The sequence below is a fragment of the Peribacillus sp. YIM B13481 genome (assembly GCF_042787985.1).
Lineage (GTDB): Bacteria > Bacillota > Bacilli > Bacillales > DSM-1321 > Peribacillus > Peribacillus simplex_A.
Window position 1 is genome coordinate 212,002 of the sequence record NZ_JBHZPE010000001.1, and the last position, 22,013, is coordinate 234,014.

Below are 22,013 nucleotides of genomic sequence, written 5' to 3' on the forward strand. Positions count from 1 at the left end.
AGCAAAAATACCCTTTAAGGAATCAATCATCAAAAAATTTATCCACGATTCTCTGTGTAGCTTTACCATCTTCTATTCCACAATACTTCTCTCTAAATAAACTATATCTCTTTTTGTATTGCTTGTTTATTTCATCAATATCGCCAATAGTTTCGATAATCTCTTCAGTTGTTTTTAAAAAAGGACCTGGTGCTTCTTTTTCAAAGTCCATATAGAATCCACGGATGTTATCTCTGTAATCTTCCATATCATAAGTGTAGTACAAAATCGGACGAGCAGTATTAGCAAAATCGAACATTACTGAAGAATAATCAGTAATCAATATATCAGAAATCAGGTAAAGTTCCTGTATATCTGAATAATTGGATACATTTATAACGAAATCCTCAAATTCACTCGGGATGCTGAGATTATTACTTATAACAACATGCATCCTTAACAATAGGACATATTCATCTCCAAGTGCTTCTTTCATTCTTTCTAAATCAAATTTCAACTCAAAAATAAATTTATTATTTTTAGATGTTTGATTATCCCGAAATGTAGGAGCATATAAGATGACTTTTTTTCCTGTTGGTATCTTCAGTTTTTCAATCACGGACTTGGCGGTCATTGAAGCATCTTCCCTATAAAATAAATCATTTCTTGGATAGCCCGTTTCTAATATTTCTCCTTCATATTTGAAAGCACTTCTGAAGGCCTTGGACGCATATGGACTTGGTGATATTAAATAATCCCAAGTTCTCGTTGCACCATGAACCCGATTTAAGTACCCATCGTCTCTTCCTTGTATATTTTCTATATCAAATAGCATTTTTTTCAAAGGGGTACCATGCCAAGTCTGAATATAAGTCGTTTCCTTCCTTTTGCTTAGATAGGTAGGGAAGTTTTGATTATTTATCCAATAGCCGGCTTTAGCTAAATAATAATAGTATTCCGGGCTTAAACGTTTTACCAGCTTCGTATTCTTTCCTTTTATCGGTAAATTACCATTATACACCCAAACTTTTTTATAATTATTGTCCCTTTTCACTAGCTCTTCATATATATACTTGGGGCTATCTGCGAATTGTTTTCCTATTCCACTTTCAAAAAGAATAAGATTCCTGTCAACCGGGATAAGCCTAGACATAATTTTATATACATTTTTCATAACAGGGAAATACTTTTTACTTTTCCTAAATCGATTAACAAAGAGCTTAACAACCGGATGGTTATATAATTTACTTAGTGAATTTGGATCTTTTTCAGCATGTTGAATCACTTCGAATATCCTTGAATTAGAATGAACATCGCGATATTTAATAAAACGGTCGGCCTTGTCCATATACTTTTTCTTCATGACAAAATCAGACTTGGCATATTCGGCTAAAACACCTAACAATTCATCCAATTCATCAACGATTTCACCCGGAAGATCGTTATCCAAATCCAAATGTGACGGTCTTTTCCCTATAAAACGGTTTCTATCAAATTGATAGTAAATCACCGGTTTATGCAGGAAACTGAAGTCAAAAGCTACACTTGAATAATCCGTAATCATAATCGCACTTTCCTTAATTAATCTTTGGACATCCACTTCACCCTGACTAATTACCCTAACTGGAGCATCTTTAAAATAAGACGTGAATTTCTGCATATTAGGGTGAAGGCAAAAAATGATTTCAAACCCATTATTTTTAGATAAATCATGTAAAACCGGGTGATTCACTAATTTCTGATACCTTTCAAAATACTCGCTTTCCAAAAATATTTCATCGGATGTAATCCAATCTCTCCATGTTGGAATGATCAATAATTGTCGCTTTATTAAAACATCACCCTTAAACAGCGAGTCGAACCTTGACAGTCCCGTTGTGAATACTTCTTTTTCGTTGTACCCAAAATCAGTTACGATCATATCCTTTTCGAAGTCTGAACTTACTAGAAAAACATCCGTACTAAAACCAGAGGTTGCCTTTTTCCCGTAGTTTGCCACCATATTCTTAGTACCCATAACACCATGCTGTAGAAACACCTTAACACCCTTAACACGATTTTTAAATTCAGATGTCCTTAAAGGATATAAATAATCTGGATGATGTGATGAAATAATACGTGTTGATTCCATTGTCTTTTTAATATGTTCCTTTGACTTGAAATAAAGTATATTTCCAAAGGGCTCGACGTTCTTAGCTTCCACAGAACTCTCTTCTATTACATAATACACTTCTTTTTCAGGGTGATTTTCTCTCATATATTTAAAAAAATGATATCCAGTATCCTGGGCTTTATAAGTTCTTTCTCCAATAATCCAGACATCCTTTTTCTTTTTAAATAAACCCAGAAATCGCCTCCACCCCATCATCCTTTTTAAGTATCGATATGTTTCCGTAGGGAAGGTAAACACTTCCAAAGATAAATTAGCTGCTTTAAAGGTATAGTATGGATTGACTATAGCAACTCCATTATCCGAGATAACATCGGTCTTTTTAGTGAATATTTTAGTTCTGGTGGTTGGTCTTCCGACGCGTATCATTTTCGGCTCTTCCTGATCATGCAAATATAATTTCATGTAAATATCATATACATCATCTTCCAAATCCACACTGACCAATTGTTCTAAATCCAAATTCATATCATATATATATCGATTCAGTCCATATTTCTTAATATTCATTTCCTTATTATGAATAAAAGATATATTTGCCTGATATTCTTTGTCACTTTGCCTGCCTTTTACTAGGCTCTCACCTTTTATTATCTTTGAATTCTTGGTGAAGATTTGACCACTAATATGCATTGTCTTCGATTTGTTGGTGATTTTTTCGATTTGAGACTTAATCGAAATTTCAGGGGTCTTATTGATATAAAGAGATAAATTCCCTTTATTGGTTATAGAGAATATACTTTGTTTATCTTCATAGGTATAAAAACCTAAATTGTTCGTGTATGTTTCCTGAAAACGCCCTAGACGAATTGGATATTCAATATTAACCTGTTCGCATACTTCTACATATTCAGCTTTATGTTCAATATTAAGGATTGATTTTTTGCTTAGATTTTCAACTGGAACGGAAACTTTGATATAACAGTCATAAACAGAATGGGGTTCATCTTCTAATTTTCGGATTAAATCTATTAGATTTATTTCAAACTCAAATTTATGTGAAACCACCGATTCCGCTATTTTAAATTTTTGATCTTCATTTCCCCTAGAATATAGCCATAGTTCTTTCGCACAATAATGTTCTTTTGAAAATTGACCTTTTATAAAGAGCGTATTTTCCTCTTGCACAATGGACAGAACTTGTTTCAACTTAATTTTAGGGGTTTTTCTTGCTTTCCTTTTTCTAAGAAGCTTTTTTATCATTTTAGACCACCTATAACAAATTATTTAAATAAATGAATCTTTCATTGCACTTTAAAATCATAAACTTTTTTCGGTTTTTCCTCAATATCAGGTGAAATGTTCATATATTACCCAAATCGCCTTGAATATACAAAATGGGACATTATTGGTTAGCTTATCCTAATAGAACCTTTAAATGTGAGTCACTTGCAGCTTACATCGAATATTACATATCTTAATTTTTTGATATCGTTTGGGTTGAAAGCAACACCTTTACTTCAATCGGCTAAAAGACCAAGTTCTACAAGCCAATGACTGTCCCCTTGAGCACAATGTGTTCGTTGCCAAGGAAGGACTAACGTAAAAATCATTTGCATGTCCTTCCGTTGCCAGCCAGAATAGAAAGGGTATAGCAAAATCAAGATACTTAATAGCATAGGAGCATTCTTAACATCATAGTTAACGCTTTCAATACAGGAATAGGCTAAATGGGTCTATAAAATGTTCTCCGGTAGGTTTAGAGTCTATACATGACTCATCCTCTGTCCTTCATAGATCGAATTTAGATTTTTTAATGACACTTTCAACTTCTATATTATATAACATGGATTTTATGATGTTCTCACCTACAAATGGTAAAATGTGAATGGCTTATTCTAATTACAGCAAGAATAATATTTTTTTTGTAATTTTATTAAGCAATCACCTTTGACTCCAAGTAATAAGAGTGGTGTGTGTTTGAAATTATATTAAATACTATTCAATATAAACCATACAATATCTATTTCAATATAAAATATTTTGTATGGACATATTAATATTCCCTCCAGAATAATACAACTTAGTCAACATTTAATTATAGCTTAAAAATTAATATCTACAATTATCATTAAATTAAATAAATGTGGTTTATTTGTAAAAAAATTGTGGTTTATTTGTAAAACTATTAAGTTATAATTAATAGGAGAAAGACTTACTTAAAAACGCATTTGTCTTGCCTTTAAGCAAAAAGCTGAATGCCCTGAAAAGCTGGTTACCTGTTTTATTGTTTCATTTAATATTCTAATAGTCCAAATATATATCCTAATTTAATTAAGGAAATAAAGAGTCTTACAGGAGGAATGAAAATATGAAGAAAGTAATCACTTATGGAACCTTTGATTTACTTCATTGGGGTCATATCAATCTATTAAAACGTGCTAAAGATTTAGGGGATTATCTTATCGTTGCCATTTCAACGGATGAGTTCAATGCTTTAAAAGATAAAAAAGCTTATCATAGCTTTGAAAACAGGAAGATGATCCTTGAATCAATCCGCTTTGTGGACGAGGTTATACCGGAAGACAATTGGGAACAAAAGAGAGAAGACATCCTTCGTGAAGGTGTAGATATCTTTGTAATGGGAGATGACTGGAAAGGCCAATTCGATGAATTATCTGAAGTTTGTGAAGTGGTCTACCTTCCAAGAACAATTGGCATTTCTACATCCCAAATTAAAGATGACCTTTTACAAGTTACTAATGGCTAAAGAATTCGCGATAGGAATTTACCTTTTTTGTTTTAAGGTTTTATTCTCTATCTTTAAACTTTTCCCTTTACGTGATAAAACGACCTTTGTCACATCATTCGGGGACAACTGCCAATATATAGCGGATGAAATGGACAAGCAGGACATTCCTATTCAAAAAGTATTTTTAATGAAGCCGAGCAGTCATATAGAAGTGAAGGACGATGGAAAAACCATCGTCCTTCCGTTTGAATCTAATAATATCATTGCCATGATCCAATCGATTTATCACCTCGCTACATCAAAATGGATCATCATTGATAATTATTTTGGCTTTCTTTCAGCTATTGCATTCAAAAAGCAAGTGAAATGTGTTCAAGTGTGGCATGCGGCCGGTGCCGTTAAGCAATTCGGGGCAAAAGACCCTTCCATTCAAAACCGCTCTACCCGTGCAAGGACAAGATTTTTAGAGGTATATAAAAAATTTGATTATGTTACATCAGGTTCAGAGAGAATGGCGGAAATTTATCAAGAAAGTTTTCAATTGCCGACATCCCATATTCTAAGAACCGGGATACCTCGGACTGATTTCTTTTTCAATGATGAATCAAAAAAAACTGCACGCAGTTCGTTGCTAGCCAAATATCCAGAACTTGAGCATAAGAAAATCATTTTATATGCCCCTACATTTCGTAATGACGGCTTGAACAACGGAGAGATTGCACTCGATTTAGAAATGCTCTACAAGGAACTAAAGGACGAACAATATGCGTTATTACTTAAACTGCATCCAGCTGTAAAAACGGAGGATGATCTACAACATAAATTCCCAGGGTTCGTTTACCCTGTCAAAAGTGAATTTCACGTAAATCAACTGCTGATCAGTACGGATCTTTTAATAACCGATTACTCTTCGATTCCATTTGAATTCTCTTTTTTGGAAAGACCAATGATATTCTTTGCATATGACTTAGAAAAGTATGTGAAGGAACGGGGATTTTGGGAGGATTACTCCTCTTCCATGCCCGGACCGGTGGTATCTACCACTGAAGAGCTTTTAGGGAAAATACGGGTCGCAGATCAATCATTAATGAAGATTGCTCCCTTTAACCAAAAATGGAATCAATACTCCACAGGAAATTCAAGTAGGAATTTAGTTGATTTCCTTTTTAAATAAAATCAACCCACTTTGTAAAATGAAGTGGGTTTTTAATGTTAAGTGGCAGAATATCCAATAACCCCTCATAAAAAGAAGGAAATACCTTCTCAATGTGAAATTAGATGGGACAGGAAATGAACATTCTAAAAATAGCGCTATTTTCACAGGGATTGACAAACAGGAAAACACGAAGCCACATTGTGAGAAAGGACTCATAATATAGAAAATATTGTAGATTACATCTCTCAAAACTAACCAATATAAACCAGTAAAATACTACTATTTTCCCCTTGTAACAAAAATGTAATATTTTTTAACCCTTTTCATTTGTTAGAATAGGGAAAAAGACATATTCGAGGTGGAAAACCGTGAAAAAAAGTGTAGTCGCATTTTCGACATTAGCCATTTTATCTTCGACTTTTGTTTCTCCTGCCCTTGCCAGTACATATACAGTCAAAAGCGGCGATAACCTAAGTAAAATTGCACAGAAGCATAATACGACAGTAAAAGACTTAAAACAGCTTAATAACTTAAAAACAGACTTTTTGAAAATTAATCAAAAATTAATTACATCCAACTCCAAAACAACATCAAATGCTTCTTCAGTTTCCGTGAAAAAAACAAAAAATACCACATATACCATTGTTTCAGGTGATACCTTAACAAGGATAGCAAACAAGCATAACCTTACACTTGCTGAATTGATGAAATTGAATAACTTAAAATCCGATAGAATTTATGCAGGTGCTAAACTTATCGTATCTAAATCAACCACTACCACTACCATTGATTTACCCAGCAGCTCCAAGCCGTCCAATGTTACACAGACCCCAGCGAATTCAGCTACATACATTGTGGTAAAAGGTGACACACTTTCCGGAATTTCCAGAAAAACCAATTTGACTGTAGCTCAGCTTAAATCTAACAACTCGTTAAAATCCGATTTAATCAGAGTTGGACAAAAACTAAAATTAGGTAAATCGGCAAGTACAGCCCCTGCAGATAAAAATGATGGAAAAGTGGAAGTCCCAAGTTCCGGGAACAAAGTAACCACACTCGTTTCCGAAGCAAAGAAATTAATTGGATCACCTTATTCGTGGGCGGGCGCCTCCCCATCAGGTTTCGATTGCAGCGGATTTATTTACTATACGTTCAAAAAGGCCGGGTATGAAGTTTCCAGGCTATCATCTTCCACATATTACGATATGGGTAAAAGGGTTACTTCACCGAAAAGTGGCGATCTTATCTTCTTTGCAACGGGTTCTAATAAATCAGTTGTAAGCCATATGGGAATCTACTTGGGCGGTGGGCAGTTCATTCATGCCTCAACAAGTAAGGGAGTAGAAATCAATTCTACTTCAAACTCCTATTTCAAGAGCAGAATCATCGGTTATAGAAGTTTATAGGATTTACTTGCCAGACTTTCTCTTAAAGCCGAAGTTCATGTAAGAGAATCACATCTTCTTTTTATCTATGGGTATATAATTAACTAATATTCGAATGATTAGGAAGCGAAGGAATTCATTTTCTGTGAATCCTTCGTTTTTTTTGAATAAAAACAGGTAAATATGCACTCTAAGTACAAAAAGAAACTATTCTATTTTTGATTAAAAAAAGGTATAGTTAAAAACATACCGACTAGGTACTTTTTCACATCTTCCATTTAGTGGAATGGTTCAGGGAGGAATTAGATGAGATCCGAACAACAAAAAAAGAAAAAGAAACGCAAATCGTTTAAAATAATCGGCTTCACCCTTCTTATCCTTCTCATTGGCACAGTTGCTTATGGAGCTTCAGTTTATCAATCTTTGGCAGGTGCGATTCAAACTATGCAAGGTACTGCGCATAAAACGGATAAGCGTGTAGATGACATCAAGTTCAAAAGCAAAGATCCATTTTCAATACTAATTCTTGGCGTGGATGAAAGGAAAAATGACAAAGGTCGATCAGATACGATGATTGTCATGACTGTTAATCCTAAACAAGAATCCATTGAATTATTGAGTTTACCCAGAGATACGCGTACAGAAATCATCGGTAAAGGCACAAATGATAAAATGAATCATGCCTATGCCTATGGCGGAGTTTCCATGTCGATAAACACAGTGGAGGCCTATTTGGATATTCCGATTGATTATTACGTCAAAATGAATATGGAAGGCTTTCAGGATATAGTGAATGCCGTAGGCGGTGTCACTGTTGATAATGATATGGACCTTGCCTATAAAGGGTATAATTTTAAAAAGGGCACAATCGACTTAAATGGAAAAGAGGCATTGATTTATTCCCGAATCCGGAAGGAAGATCCCCGCGGGGATTATGGACGGCAAATGCGGCAACGCCAGGTTATCCAAGCCGTCATGAAAAAAGGGGCAAGTCTCTCAACACTTACCAATTATGACGATATTTTCGAGGCACTAGGTAAAAACGTGGAAACCAATTTAAGTTTCAATGAAATGTTGAGTATCCAAAATAACTATAAATCATCCCTTAAAAATATAAAACAATATACTCTTGAAGGTGACAATCAAAAGCTAGATGGCGTTTGGTACAACATTGTTCCAGAAGATATAAAACTTGAAGCCCAGAACCGTGTGAAGAAACATCTGGGATTATAATGGAGAAAGGATGGCTTTTATCAGTCATCCTCTTTTTTTTGGTCAATCCTTCGTTTGTTTAAAATAATCGGTACGTATCACTTGGTCACTCAGATCAACCTCCTTTTGGTCTTCTGGTGAAAATCCTTCGACCTTCCCTTTTCCATTTATTTTCATTTGAGAACCATAATCCCCTTTTAATATCAATGCGTCGCCATCTTCGCCATTCAGCATGCTCTCCCCAAAGTATGATGAACTCTTAATATTTAATAAATCGTATAGAGTTGGTAAAATATCGACCTGGCCCCCTACCTTATTAATCGTTCTTCCTTCCATACCCTCCTGATAGATGATCAACGGAATGGGCATATATTTTTCAATCCACTGCTCATCGCTAATTTTATTCTCGTAATACGCTTCAACTTCTTGTTTATCTTTTAAAAATAGTCCATCATGATCTCCGTATATGACAATCACGCTGTCTTTCAATTTCCCGTCATCCTTCAGCTTCTTTACGAAATCCCCGATGGCTGAATCTGTATAATGAATTGCTTCGAAATATTTAGTCAGATAGCTGTCCTCTTTTCCAACTTTAGGTTTCAATGTTATCTGTTCCTTCGGTAGCGAAAAAGGTACATGGCTGGTCAGCGTAACGAAAAAAGCGTAATAGGGATTTTTTTTATCTTTTAAGAAATTATAACTTTGATTGAAGAAACTGCGGTCTCCCAGGCCCATCGATATCATCTCATCCTTCTGCATATCCTCTATGGAAAGATAGTCATCAAACCCTAGCGAGGGATATGCATGCTGCCTATTCCAGAAGTCTTCTTCATCTCCGTGGAAAGCATAACTTTGATAATCCGACTTCTTTAATTCTTTAGCAAGACCCGGAAAATCATTATAAGGGAATCGAAAAAAGGTCGCGCCTTGCTTTAAAGGAAATAAACCGGTATTCACGATCAGCTCTCCGTCAGATGAATTTCCAAATACAGTCTGTGGATATACATGCGGGAAGTACAGACCCTCTTTCGCCAATTCATTCATGAATGGCGTTACCTCCTGTCCGGCACTCTTTTGAAATAGCGGAAACGCCTGTAAAGATTCCACCTGGATGATAATGAGATTCTTCCCTTCCAAAGAGCCTGAAAACGCATGACCCTGCCTGTTCTTTTCATCGAAGTAATCAGAAACGGCCTTCTTTTCTTTCGAAGACATACCATGCCTTCCCGAGTCAGTAAAATAGGCATACGTATCCAATACGTGATGACCGATCGGACCCCAGTTTCGCAAGAAGGTATTCGCCTCATAACGCCGGGTTATATCGACCTTATCGATAAATATATTCTTTACCGGCTTTAGCCCTGCTATCATGAGGAATGTTACGGCCGGTACAAGTGCCATATGCTTGAGGGGGTATTTTTTCTTCATGAATGACTCAGCAATTGGAATGCCTAACAGAAGAAAGATTGAATCCTTCATTTTCATCATACTGAATATACTTTCACCAAGCCCATTCAGATTGCTTTTTTGCATCCACATATAGGAAGTGATAGGTGTCGAGTAATAGCGATAAAACCAAATGTCCCCAAGGAAAAAGGCCATGATCGAAAGAAGGAAGACTGAAAAAATGATGCCCTTTAGGACTCCATTCGGTACGCATTCCTTCAGATAAACAATAAAACCGGCAACGCCGATGATTATCGTAAAAATTCCAATCGAAAGATCATTACCCATCCTATCATTCGTATAAATGAAAAGTATTGCCACGATTAAAATGGACATAATCTCAAATAACCGTTCCTTCAATCGCTGATTCAGGTTGTTCTTCATGCTCCTGCCACTTTCCTCTTCATTATTTCCAGGACTTAATTAAGCCTGATTACGGAAGAATACTTATAAATATTACTTAGCGTTGCCATTTATGAGAAACTGCACACAGAAAACAGCATAAATATTTGGCAGGTATCCAACTAGTCTTTAATGTCTTCCTTTAAAAACAAAAAGCCTTCATCGGATGAAGGCCTTTCAACAGTCTTAATCATTTCTGCGTGTTTTGATTTGGCAGTCCGGCAAAAAAATATCGTCCGGCTGCCACCAATCATAGTGTTTTTCCTACTATCTCTTCCATTCAAAAGCAATCTTCCAATCTTCATCAGGAATCGATTCTGCCAACATATCCCCTTCTTCGAATAAAAACCGCCATGGCATGCTTGAAAGTGCTGGTATCTCACCCAGCTTTGAAAGATCGAAAGCCTTTTTTGCCAATAATTTTCCGTTCTCATCCACTAACAGTAAATCCACGATATCAAACAGGACAGCTTTCTCCAATGAATTTCGTAGAAAAGCCACTATGATTACATCATCCTCCACCCTAGTCAGCTTAACACCGGAAATTGAAATTTGATTCGGTTTTAATGCAGGCAGCCTTTGATGGTGGAATTTATATACATATTCCTCTTGCTTGGAAGTTTCCCAATCCTTGTGAAACAATAGGGAAGTATGAACAGTGACATCCGGATTGTGCACCTTATGCCCATCTGAAGCTAAAATATTTTCCCTTCCATTAACCCCTTTATCCCTTTTTCCAAAAAAACTCATCATTCATCACTCCCCAAAGCAGCTTCGTCTTCCTGATTGCTTTTCATATATTCCATAAAGCCGATGCTAATCTCCGACTCGACTTTACTTAATAGAAGATTGAATTGACTAAGAGCTTCTTTTTCAAACAGCATATATGGGTCCTGATGACCATAACCGATTAAACCCATTCCTTCCTTCACACTATTCATTTCGTCTAAATGGTTCATCCAATTTGTATCAATATGCTGCAGCATGAAAACACGTAACTGATTTTGCCATTCTGCATCGGCTTGAAAAATTTCAAGTATCGCTTCCAATTCACCTAAAGCATCCAGAGCTTTTCCCTCAACTATATGACCTTCTAAGTCCTGCAAATCACTTGCCTGCCAATCCAATGTCAGGAAAGCAAGGGAAAGCTCTTCAATAAAGGCCGAGTAATCAGGTTCCTCTATATGCTCATGGTAATATTTCACTATGAGCCGACGAATGTATTTTTCGATATATTCAAGTAAAATGGCCGACATCCGTCCAGATTCCAAATCTAGTATCCGGTCTCTCATCGCGTATATGATTTTACTCTGCTCATTTAATGCATGTTCTAACTTCAATAAATGGTAACGGCTTGATTGATGCATCTGCTCTATCGTTTCCTGTACCCTTTTCACGAATTTTTCGGGTGCAGGGCCCACCACCAATCCACTTTCATCCGTTTTGATTTTCTTTATATACCGTTCGAGTTCATCTTCATCATAGTAATCAAACAAATCATCTTCAAATGAAATGATGAATTGTGTTGAACCTGGATCACCCTGCCTGCCGGAACGTCCCCTAAGCTGCATATCAATCCGATTGCTTTCATGTCGCTCAGTACCGATAATATGAAGGCCGCCCAATTCCTTGACAGCTTCATCCAATAATATATCGGTTCCTCTCCCAGCCATGTTCGTCGCCAGCATCACTTGATATTTTTGGCCGCTATTTGCGATGATTTTTGCTTCATCCGCTTCCGTCTTCGCATTAAGGATTTGATGCTTAATTTTCGCCTTCTCTAAATGAACCGAAATTTTCTCAGATTGCTCAATGGAGGTCGTCCCGATCAAAATAGGTCTACCTTCATTATGAATCCGTTTTACTTCTGTGACGATTTTGTTGATTTTGCTCATTTCATCCTTATAAATTAAATCAATCTCATCAACACGAATAATGGGCTTATTAGTTGGAATTTCAATGACGGGGAGCTGATATATTTCCTGGAATTCCGACTTTGATGGCATGGCACTGCCGGTCATCCCAGATATTGAATGATATAAACGAAAATAATTTTGGACGGTAATCGCTGCCTGTGTTTCATTCTCTTCGGTAATCTCCAAGCCCTCTTTTGCCTCAATTGCTTGATGAAGCCCATCACTGAAGCTCCTACCCTCCATCACCCTGCCTGTGAATTTATCGATTAACGCAATCCTTCCATCCATGACAATGTAGTCCACATCCAATTTCATAATCGCGTGGGCTTTAAGTGCCTGTGTTACATTATGTAATAACTCTTGATGATCCAGTCCATACAGATTGTCGATACCAAAGGCCTCTTCAATCTTCAATGCCCCTCGGTCCGTGAAAAAGGCAGCCTTTGACTCAATGAAAATCTCGTAATCATCATATTCTATAAATGACTTCATGATTTGTGCAGTGATCTGGTGAAGCCCGGTACCATCGCTTGACTTGCCCGCAATAATTAATGGTGTCCTCGCTTCATCAATCAAGATGCTGTCAATCTCGTCAACAATGGCAAACCGGTGTCCTCTTTGAACCTTTTCTTCTCTTCGGAAAACCATATTATCACGCAAATAATCAAAACCGAACTCTGTTGCCGTTCCATACGTGATATCCGCCGCATACGCTTCACGTTTTGCAGAAGGCTCCAATTGGGAAATGTTCAAACCGACCGTCATTCCTAGAAATTCATGAATTTGTCCCATTAACTCTTTATCACGTCTTGCCAAATATTCATTGGCCGTAATAATATGGACACCATTCCCGTACAGTGCATGTAAATAGCTTGGTAAAGTAGACACAAGCGTCTTCCCCTCGCCCGTATTCATTTGTGCAATGCCCCCTTCATTCAGGACAAAACCGCCTGCAAGCTGAACATCATGGTGCCTAAGATTCAATACTCGTTTAGAAGCTTCCCTTACTACCGCAAAAGCTTCGATTTGTATATCCCATATATTTTTACCAGCATCCAATACGCTTTTAAATCTATCCTTCATTCCGCTTAATTCTTGATCTGAATAACTTTCATACTTACCCTCTAGTCGATTCACGGCATCAACCAACTTATACATTCTATTCAAGTCTTTTGAGCTTTCTTTGAAGAACTTTTTCATACTGGATAGCATAGGGTTCTCTCTCCTATTATTTCAAATGAACTCTAGTGAAATTATATCAGTTATATATTTACTGTTTATAAATTATTGCCTATATATTGTAATTTACAGAAAAGTTTTTTCACTTTATTACAATATCATTTTAAAACTGTATATTCTTTCATTATTCAATGAGTAAAAAAAGGTTCAGGTTACGGTTGGCGGATCATTCGTCAGCTAACATTCTTGGCGATTGCTTTTTCCTTGTTGCACAAACTGGCAATATAGGCAGGCTCTTTACTTTTGCATTCACATAGCGCAGAAATTAGTGAATATCATGAAGGGTTTTTTTATCGATTTTAACAAATAATATGGAGACTTTCACCCAATGGAGGATTACCGATGAATAAGACATCCAGAAGTCATAAACTTTTACAGTCTCATCACTTTGGATTACTCGTTCTTATCTGCTTTATTTGCATGACCTCTCCTATTCAAGCAGAAACAAAGAACACCCCCAGGAATGTCATATTGCTGATTGGCGACGGTATGGGGTTAGGTGCAATAGAAATTGCCCGACAAATGGAATATGGAAAAACAGGTATTTTACATTTGGAAAAACTGGAGCACGTTGCCCTAATGCGCACCTATTCCGCCAATAATTACGTCACTGACTCAGCGGCAGGTGGGTCCGCGATTGCCACTGGAATAAAAACCAACAATGAATCGATCGGTGTCGATGCCAATGGTTCCGAGGTAGATAGTGTATTGGATGCATTTCAGGCTAAAGGAAAAAAAGTCGGGATCATCTCAACCAATATGGTAGTCGATGCCACTCCTGCAGCCTTTGGTGCAAGTGTATCTAACCGCTGGACAGGCGGCGCGAATATCGCGAGGCAGCTCTTTGATAACCGGATCGACGTCATTCTTGGCGGAGGTTCCAGTTATTTCGAGGCAAATAAGCAGAATGGCGAGGATTTAATCGCTAAATTTAAACAAGCTGGCTATGGGATTACAACGACGAAAGAAGAACTTAGTTCCATTAATAAACCGGAAAAACTTTTAGGGTTATTTCACCCTACCTACATGAATTTTAAGCTGGATAAAGAAGTATTACATTCACAGGAGCCATCTCTGCCCGAAATGACATCCAAAGCGATTGATATTTTATCCCAGAGTGATAAGGGATTCTTCTTGATGAGTGAAGGTGCACGTATTGATCATATGGAGCATGCAGCTGATATCACTGGAATATGGAAAGAAACGATCGAATTTGACCAGACCGTGAAAGAGGTTGTGAATTGGGCAAAAAATAGAAATGATACTTTGATTGTTGTGCTTGCAGACCACGAAACAATGGGGACCTCCGCTTCTGAAACGATGGATATCCCCGCATTGAAAAAAATCAGGGTTTCTTCTGAATATATGTCCAAACAACTTATATTCGATAAAAATCATGAAATCATTCCAGAAAGTGTCGTTTCCGCATTCAAGAAGTATGCACATATATCCCTTACGGATCAGGAAGTTCATCAATTCATCGATAACGTAAAAAAGAATAGAACGCTTGTCTATCCACAGCATCAAATTGATTGGGAAATCGGAAGCACCATCGCCAAGCATTATAAGGCAGGTGTAGCTGATAGAAGCATACGGGCCGCCAGTTCCACAGGAGGGCACACCGCCAATATGATTCCCATTTTTGCTTCTGGCCCGGGAAGCGAAGCCTTTGATGGGGTCATTGAAAATACAGATGTTTCGAAAATCATCACAAAAGCCGCCGGTGTTCCGTTCACACCTGGTCAGCATAAAACAAAAGAGGAATGAATTCATTCCTCTTTTAAGTTCATTCTCCTGTCTCTTCAACTGGGTTTTTTCGGCTATTCGGGTCCGTCAACTCAAGTTTTGTGGAATAACTCCGATGTTTTGGGCAATTACTAACGATATTGCGCGATATCCCTGAGTTCAGTGGATTTATTCGTGTGTTCCAAGCGTTTACTCGTGAATTCACGCCTTTTACTCGTGAATTTAGTGCGTTTACTCGTGAATTTGCGCCTTTTACTCGTGAGTTTAGTGCGTTTACTCGTGGATTCACGCCTTTTACTCGTGAATTTAGTGCGTTTACTCGTGAATTTGCGCCTTTTACTCGTGAGTTTAGTGCGTTTACTCGTGGATTCGTGATTTAGGGATCGGACCAGTTCATAAAAAGAAGCCATGAATGACGTCTTAATTACTCATTTTTTAACATGTTTTATTAAAACATACCCAATTTGGCTTCCTTTTTTCACTTTATACCACTCACCTTGTTGAGATAGTATCGTAATGGTTTGATCCCTGTTCAGTTTCCCGACCGTTTTAGAAGATGTACTTCTTTTTTCTTTAATATGTAATACACTTGCTGTCACTATTCCCATCGTCTTCCTAATAGGGATTTTCGTTGAAACGGTATTCCGATTGTCCCTCTCATCCTTAGCGGAGATGGTCACGGTAAACGTCCCGGTGGACATATTTCTGAAATCCCAAGTTACCGATTGCCTGCCTTTAGTGACCTGCCTTGAAGCAAGGGTTCCAACCACTATTCCTTTACTGTTCTTGATTTCCACTGTTACATTGGCATTTTCATTTATTATATACGTTATGTTCGCTTTCTCGGTACTGTAATTACCCGATGTATCGACATCGGTGATATCCGGGGCCGACGCATCCTTATTTATCTTAATCTTCATTGTTGTCGAACCTTCATTACCGCTTCGGTCCATTGCAGACATTTCTGCTGTATATGTACCGTTATTTACAGCTTTCGTGTTCCAGGTTGCTGAATGGCTCCCCTTTTTCAAGGTTTGGTCATGGAGTGGGGTGGCTAAGACTTTCCCCTTACTATCTTTAATCGTGAGTGAAACTACAGCATCTTCTTTAAGGGAGTATATGATTCCAACCTCATCATTTATATGATCCTGCTTCGCTCTTAGGTTTATTGGATTCGGTGCCGCCTTCGCAACAAGATCCCTTTTAGGTTCAGACACTGCATGTCCATATTCCTTTTCTATATTAGTGTTAGGATAATAAAACCCCAAAATCTCTTGATACGTTTGACCTGCTTCCGCTCTGTTTTTCGCTCCAACCTGACTTAGGCCGACGCCATGTCCGTATCCTGACCCTTCAATAGCAATTCTGGAAGGATTGGAAGATGAACGGTCAACCAGGTAGCTTTTCATCACATCCTGCCCCACCATGCCCCTGATTTTGGAAGCCGCTACATTCGTAAGGCTAACCTTTTGCTCCAAAAGTTTCCCCCTTTCATCAACGAGATTCCTTACATAGAAATTGATTTGGATGGAGCCTTTCGTAACCCGGCCTCCCGTTTTTTTACCAGTTAAGGTTAAAGCGGGTATTTCAGCAATTTTAATATCCTGCTTGGCATATCCGTTATTTTTCAGCCAAACCTTCAGCTTAGGTACAACCGCTTTATCTTTTTCCTGTACACTTGTCCACCATTCATCCGGCTGTGATAAATCTTTCTTTGACAGGTCAATTTGCTGCTTGTCCAGCGTTATCGCCCAATTTGTTTTTGTATCATAGGAATCTTCTTTTATAGTTAAATATGCAAGAGGGTTCCCACTTGACCAAACATTCGAATTCGATTCGGTCATGCCTCCATTGCTTGAGGAAAAAAACGCTTCGATTATTTCACCATCATGTTTGATTACCATACCCGTTGTCTGCTCAATGGCTGAATTAGATTGGTAGTGACCGTCCGCCCCGCCATATACTTGGTAGGAAACCGTATCATCAATTAATGTGGATTGATGGCGAAGTGCATAAGTCCGGGCTGCAATTGCCTGTGCCTTTAAGGCTTCGGAATGCCATAGTGCGGGCATTTCCCGCGGGACAACGCCCTTTAGATAATCTTCAATGTAAACATGATTGATAGGACGAATGTAACCGCCCTCCACTGTAAATAAAAATGATCCTGTATACGGCCGGCCGTTTATGGACAATAAAGCATCTTGTTTAACAGGAATTATCTTTAAGGAGGCATCGGATCCCATTTTCTTGGAATCTTTGTAAACGCCAAGTTTTCCTGACTCCATTTTCAAAGTCAGTTCTTCCCCCTCCTTGATGAATGTCTCTCCACCTGAAGTACGATAGTCCCCGGTTGCCGTTAATTTGACACTGGTTTGATTCCCTAAGTAATTCTTCAGTTTCACTTCCATCGTTTTACTCTCTTCCGCTGCCGATGCTTCATGAGAAGGAAATGCAGAAAAAATGATAAAGAAAGCAATAAACAAATACTTTAGACTCCTCATTCCTCTTCATCCTCCCTAAACTATTTATCCTTCAAAGATTTCCAGTTCCTTATACGCTCAATTCATTGTCCATAACGGCCAGGATGATGTCACTGCTGCTGAATGATTCCAGGGCCATAGAATTCAGGTCCCGGGTTTCCTTTTCATTATTCGTAAAGGCTTCTATGATTATGGCAACCATATTCCGTTCACAGAACTCTCTTTTTACATTCTGGATGTACGGCTCATTATCCTTCAAATCCAACCTTTAATGTTGAGATAACGTGGCTCATTCCATAACCGGTGAAAAAATAAAAAAGCTGGACACGGAAGAAACCATGTCCAACTTTTTTATGGTAAATTCTAGATGCATATAACCCATTACCGATGAATTATTTCTTTACTTCAAATACTTCTTCAAAACCGGTTTCATATGATCGATGACTAAATGGCTGCCGCCACGTCCTTTCACATCTTCAATCATCCAGGCCATGAGAAGTTCTGGATCTTCCGTGTCCATGGCAACAAACCAGCCATTTTCCGTTCCGTCAGAATTTTTGGATGCCTTGATTTCAGCAGTTCCCGTTTTGGCTGCCATTTTGATGCCAAGATCATTTATTCCATGTCCGCTTCCCTTAGGATGTTCCACCACTTGTGTCAGCATCTTGGTGATCTGATTTGCTTGGTCAGCTGATATGGCATTTTCTTTCCATATTTTCTTTTCTATTTTATCTCCAGCTATCAACGAAGGTGCCAGGATATTTCCTTCATTCAAGAAGGCTGAATAGGTCATAGCGAGATGAAGCGTGCTCATTTGGACTTGCGCTTGACCATATCCAGCGTCTGCCAAGCGTCCTTCACTGTCGATCTTACCAATGCTCGATGCTTTGATCGGATAATCGTAGTTCAAAGCTTCATCAAATCCGAATGCCTTGAGTCCATTTGTGAATTTTTCCTTTCCAAGCCCCAATGCTTTTTGGGCAAAGTAAATATTGTCTGAATAAATTAATGCCTTTTCCATATCGATTGGAACACCGGGGTCAGAAACCCTTGTAATGGAATGGTCTTTCCATGTCGATTTGGCCCACGTTCTTCCTTCGATATTGATCGCCTCATTCGGATCCACGCCATTTTTCAAAGCGATTGCCGCAGTTATGGCCTTAATGGTTGAACCAGGTGCAAACGTCGAACTGAAGCGATTTAGAAGCGGTTTTTTTGGATCTTCTTCAAGCGCTTTTTGTTCCGCTTTTGTTATCCCGAATATATATTTATTAGGATCAAATGACGGACTTGAAACAAGTGCAAGTGTTTCGCCGGTCTTCGGATCAAGTGCCGATGCTGATCCTGCTTCGTTCTTATATTGCTTAAAGATATCCTTTTGAAGCTCGGCGTCGATGGTCAATGTAATTGTTTCTCCCTCTTCAGCGGGCTTTTCAGCAATCACCTTTTCTTCGCCATCTGCTGTTTTAATAAAGATCTTACCGCCCGGTTTCCCTTTAAGGCGTTCTTCTAAAACTTCCTCAAGGCCGCGCTTGCCAATAACGTCATTTGAGGTGTAGCCTTTTCCTTTCAATTTCTCCAGGTCTTCGGCCGATGCCTCGCCGACATATCCGATTAGATGGGCAGTAGCCTCTTTATATGGATATATGCGTTCTTCCGTATTATTGACCGATACCCCAGCAATGCCCAATAGCTTTTCCAGGGTTGCAGCATTATCACTTGACATTTTCTTGATAGGGACGAAATAGCTGGGCTTTACCCATGATTGTTTTAATTTCTGATTCACTTCGTCGGTGGACATATTGAGGATTCCAGCGACCTTTTTAACCGTTTCGGATGCGTTGGCCATTTTCTCTGGCACAATTCCTACTTCCGATACCGTTCCATTCATGGCAAGACCATGTTCATGTCGATCGACAATTTCCCCGCGAATGGCTGGATACGATTCGACCGATATCTTTTCACCAGCTTCCAACTGAGGGAATATATAGCTTTCATCCCACTTTATGTACCAATTCTCTTCCTCACCTTCCCCTTCCTTGACAAGGGTCGCTTTATGGTCAGAGCTGACAGCCCCCGCCATAGTGGACATATCTACGGTATAATCAAGGTTTACCTTTTCTCCATCTTTATGATCTTTTTCTTCTTTTGGCTGTTTATAATCCACCTTTAATTGGTTGACTTCTATGCCCTTATAGATTTTTTCATAACGCTTCGCAAATTCATCCGCACTGATTTCTTTCTTTGTCTCAGGTGACAGATACTCGTACATTTTCTTAAAATCCTGTTTATTCCAAAGCTTCGTGTATGCCGCAAAGCGATCTTCTGGACTTGGCTCATCCGAGCATCCGGCCAGGAACAATACGCTCATCAACAATACGCTGGAAACTAAAACTAGTTTCTTCATGATTTCCTCCCAATGAATAGTTAGAATGGTATACATATAGTTTATCAAAATATTAGGGGAATGGGGGAATTTGTATGACCAATTTCTTCATTTTGCTAATTTACCATGTTTTTTCTAAAGCAAAAGTCCTGTACATAGTGTACAGGACTTTTATTTTAAAGCATTCTTTTTTTTCGGCTTTTTTTCTCTTGCAGCCATTTTTTCAAGAAGAAAAAACCCATGACGCCCGAAATGATGAGACCGCTTGTCGTTACAATGACAGCTATCCATTCGTATAAGGTGTAATCCATATATGCTTTCCAAGGTAATTTCCCTTTCCAATCCTCAATATATAGATTCATTCCGAATATCCCGGAGATAACCGTATAAATCGTTAGTATTTGCAAAAGATAATTACTGCTTTTCCCAGCCAGTTTATCCTGATTTTGATAAAGGTAGGAAAGGGTCTCCTTCACTTCTTTGTAGAGTGGAGCTATCCTGAAGGTTTCATCCGTTTTTTTGAATAGCTCTTTACCGATAGCCGTACTATTGACTTCAGTAAATAAATATTTTGCAGAAAACTCAGTGATCATGAAAATCAGCATTTCCGTATCCGACTGATCTTTTTCTACATCTATCTGGGAATTCTCATGAGCCAATTTGAGCAGTACGATCTTATAATAGAAGAAAAGCAACACTGTATAAAAGTGCTGGCCATACATTTCGCTTGCCAGTTCCTGTTCTAGTTTACTTGTTGCTTTCGTGACACACGCAAAATGATACATGCTTGTTACATAATAGGTTTCCTTGCCCCACCTGTCATATACTCTTTCTTGATAATACTTTTCAATATAATCAGGGTTTAGTGCCCCTATATATGGCGCTCCATCATTGTCATATCCGTTCAGCTCGCTGATCCGGAATAAGTCATTTTTAGTTATATCACGATTCTCGGGGAATGCAATATAACTGATTACGTACATTCTTTCATCGATGAAGAAGGGTAAACTGCCAAAATAGGTCGGGTCCGCCTGATCTTCATCCATATATTTTTCCATTGGCGGCAATAGTTCATTAAAGATGAAATCCTTCACCTGTTCATACTGATTTTCCCGACAGCCGACTTTCGTTTTCTCTTCGTCATCGGCAATCGGTTCGAGAATTCGGAATGTATCGCCAAAATAGAGCACATCATTATAGGAAAGTCCTTCAGGTAACGTAACACGAAGATTCATCATGCCAATATGAAATGGGCATATAAAAATATCTATAGAGTTAATAATAAATGGGGTATTTAGATAGGGAGATTCGAAGGTACATTCAATATCCTGTTTTTTCGTAAAACGGCGCAAGCCTTCCTTCTGTTGTGCGTTACCTGGAAATAATATCGGCTCGATGTAAGGCATAAAATACTTTTCCAATTTACGGTGTGAAACTTTATGGCCACCGTAAAATTGATTTTGTTGTTCCATATCTTTCAAGTTCAAAAAAACGAAATTGTCCTCAAACAACTTTTCGACAAACTTTTCAATCATATTTCCTTCAAGGGTAAACGGAAAGATGTATTGCTGGAAAGTTCGCTTCGTGGGGTCATTCTTATTTACTTTCACATCCATAAAATATATTCCTCCGATTAAACTGGGATAAATCCAGGTTTAATTCATCTTGTTTCTTATATTTACCCATGTATATATAAACAAAACGAAACATATTATAGAAATAAAGTGGACATATTATCCAAGAAAAAAAGATCCCCCAAGCAAGCACTCGGGGGCCATCGAAAAGAGTTCTCCAACTCTCTTCA

At 38.1% G+C, this 22,013-nt stretch carries 13 protein-coding genes; 5 read left to right on the top strand and 8 right to left on the bottom strand.

All coding sequences use genetic code 11. The features are described from left to right. Positions 1-22: 22 nt before the first annotated feature. Positions 23-3,352 (bottom strand): CDP-glycerol glycerophosphotransferase family protein, encoded by a 3,330-nt coding sequence (locus ACFX4X_RS01070; RefSeq protein WP_284469235.1) that lies wholly within the window; start codon positions 3,350-3,352, stop codon positions 23-25. Positions 3,353-4,460: 1,108 nt separating this feature from the next. On the opposite strand from ACFX4X_RS01070, the gene tagD reads away from it, so the two are divergent. The 4 genes from tagD (at position 4,461) to ACFX4X_RS01090 (ending at position 8,615) form a co-directional block, all read left to right on the top strand. Further along, on the top strand, positions 4,461-4,859 hold the full coding sequence (gene tagD / locus ACFX4X_RS01075) for a glycerol-3-phosphate cytidylyltransferase (protein ID WP_061465620.1): 399 nt from the start codon (positions 4,461-4,463) through the stop codon (positions 4,857-4,859). Continuing rightward, a complete protein-coding gene (locus ACFX4X_RS01080) occupies positions 4,852-6,015 on the top strand; it encodes a CDP-glycerol glycerophosphotransferase family protein (RefSeq protein ID WP_284469233.1) in 1,164 nt (387 codons plus the stop codon). Before tagD ends, ACFX4X_RS01080 begins: the two co-directional genes overlap by 8 nt. 350 nt (positions 6,016-6,365) lie before the next feature. Next, positions 6,366-7,403: a C40 family peptidase gene (locus ACFX4X_RS01085; RefSeq protein WP_377380932.1), complete on the top strand. Its 1,038-nt coding sequence runs from the start codon at positions 6,366-6,368 to the stop codon at positions 7,401-7,403. Between the two features lie 285 nt (positions 7,404-7,688). Next, on the top strand, positions 7,689-8,615 hold the full coding sequence (locus ACFX4X_RS01090; protein ID WP_284469231.1) for an LCP family glycopolymer transferase: 927 nt from the start codon (positions 7,689-7,691) through the stop codon (positions 8,613-8,615). A gap of 42 nt (positions 8,616-8,657) precedes the next feature. Here the strand turns inward: ACFX4X_RS01090 and ACFX4X_RS01095 are convergent, their stop codons facing one another. The 3 genes from ACFX4X_RS01095 to secA form a co-directional block, all read right to left on the bottom strand. After that, positions 8,658-10,424, bottom strand: a complete 1,767-nt coding sequence (locus ACFX4X_RS01095; RefSeq protein ID WP_377380935.1) for an LTA synthase family protein — start codon at positions 10,422-10,424, stop codon at positions 8,658-8,660. Positions 10,425-10,709: 285 nt separating this feature from the next. Beyond that, entirely contained in the window at positions 10,710-11,192 is a 483-nt protein-coding gene (locus ACFX4X_RS01100) for an SLAP domain-containing protein (RefSeq protein WP_377380938.1), read from the bottom strand. Further along, entirely contained in the window at positions 11,192-13,570 is a 2,379-nt protein-coding gene (secA, locus tag ACFX4X_RS01105; protein ID WP_377380941.1) for a preprotein translocase subunit SecA, read from the bottom strand. Before secA ends, ACFX4X_RS01100 begins: the two co-directional genes overlap by 1 nt. A 369-nt stretch (positions 13,571-13,939) precedes the next feature. Between secA and ACFX4X_RS01110 the strand changes: the two genes are divergently transcribed. Then, on the top strand, positions 13,940-15,364 hold the full coding sequence (locus tag ACFX4X_RS01110; protein ID WP_284469226.1) for an alkaline phosphatase: 1,425 nt from the start codon (positions 13,940-13,942) through the stop codon (positions 15,362-15,364). A gap of 407 nt (positions 15,365-15,771) precedes the next feature. On the opposite strand, the gene ACFX4X_RS01115 is transcribed toward ACFX4X_RS01110, so the two are convergent. The 4 genes from ACFX4X_RS01115 to ACFX4X_RS01130 all read right to left on the bottom strand — a co-directional run bounded on the left by ACFX4X_RS01115 (position 15,772) and on the right by ACFX4X_RS01130 (position 21,825). Then, positions 15,772-17,844, bottom strand: a complete 2,073-nt coding sequence (locus tag ACFX4X_RS01115) for a SpoIID/LytB domain-containing protein (protein ID WP_377380946.1) — start codon at positions 17,842-17,844, stop codon at positions 15,772-15,774. Between the two features lie 49 nt (positions 17,845-17,893). Next, a complete protein-coding gene (locus ACFX4X_RS01120; RefSeq protein ID WP_377380949.1) occupies positions 17,894-18,082 on the bottom strand; it encodes a hypothetical protein in 189 nt (62 codons plus the stop codon). Between the two features lie 141 nt (positions 18,083-18,223). After that, positions 18,224-20,230 (bottom strand): penicillin-binding transpeptidase domain-containing protein, encoded by a 2,007-nt coding sequence (locus ACFX4X_RS01125; RefSeq protein ID WP_377380952.1) that lies wholly within the window; start codon positions 20,228-20,230, stop codon positions 18,224-18,226. A gap of 155 nt (positions 20,231-20,385) precedes the next feature. Beyond that, positions 20,386-21,825: a hypothetical protein gene (locus ACFX4X_RS01130; RefSeq protein ID WP_377380955.1), complete on the bottom strand. Its 1,440-nt coding sequence runs from the start codon at positions 21,823-21,825 to the stop codon at positions 20,386-20,388. Positions 21,826-22,013 lie beyond the last annotated feature (188 nt).

Coding starts and splice junctions, on each gene's coding strand:
- ACFX4X_RS01115 (WP_377380946.1), bottom strand. CDS start 17,844: ATGAGGAGTCTAAAGTATTTGTTTATTGCTTTCTTTATCATTTTTTCT.
- secA (WP_377380941.1), bottom strand. CDS start 13,570: ATGCTATCCAGTATGAAAAAGTTCTTCAAAGAAAGCTCAAAAGACTTG.
- ACFX4X_RS01080 (WP_284469233.1), top strand. CDS start 4,852: ATGGCTAAAGAATTCGCGATAGGAATTTACCTTTTTTGTTTTAAGGTT.
- ACFX4X_RS01095 (WP_377380935.1), bottom strand. CDS start 10,424: ATGAAGAACAACCTGAATCAGCGATTGAAGGAACGGTTATTTGAGATT.
- tagD (WP_061465620.1), top strand. CDS start 4,461: ATGAAGAAAGTAATCACTTATGGAACCTTTGATTTACTTCATTGGGGT.
- ACFX4X_RS01100 (WP_377380938.1), bottom strand. CDS start 11,192: ATGAGTTTTTTTGGAAAAAGGGATAAAGGGGTTAATGGAAGGGAAAAT.
- ACFX4X_RS01110 (WP_284469226.1), top strand. CDS start 13,940: ATGAATAAGACATCCAGAAGTCATAAACTTTTACAGTCTCATCACTTT.
- ACFX4X_RS01070 (WP_284469235.1), bottom strand. CDS start 3,352: ATGATAAAAAAGCTTCTTAGAAAAAGGAAAGCAAGAAAAACCCCTAAA.
- ACFX4X_RS01125 (WP_377380952.1), bottom strand. CDS start 20,230: ATGAAGAAACTAGTTTTAGTTTCCAGCGTATTGTTGATGAGCGTATTG.
- ACFX4X_RS01090 (WP_284469231.1), top strand. CDS start 7,689: ATGAGATCCGAACAACAAAAAAAGAAAAAGAAACGCAAATCGTTTAAA.
- ACFX4X_RS01130 (WP_377380955.1), bottom strand. CDS start 21,825: ATGGATGTGAAAGTAAATAAGAATGACCCCACGAAGCGAACTTTCCAG.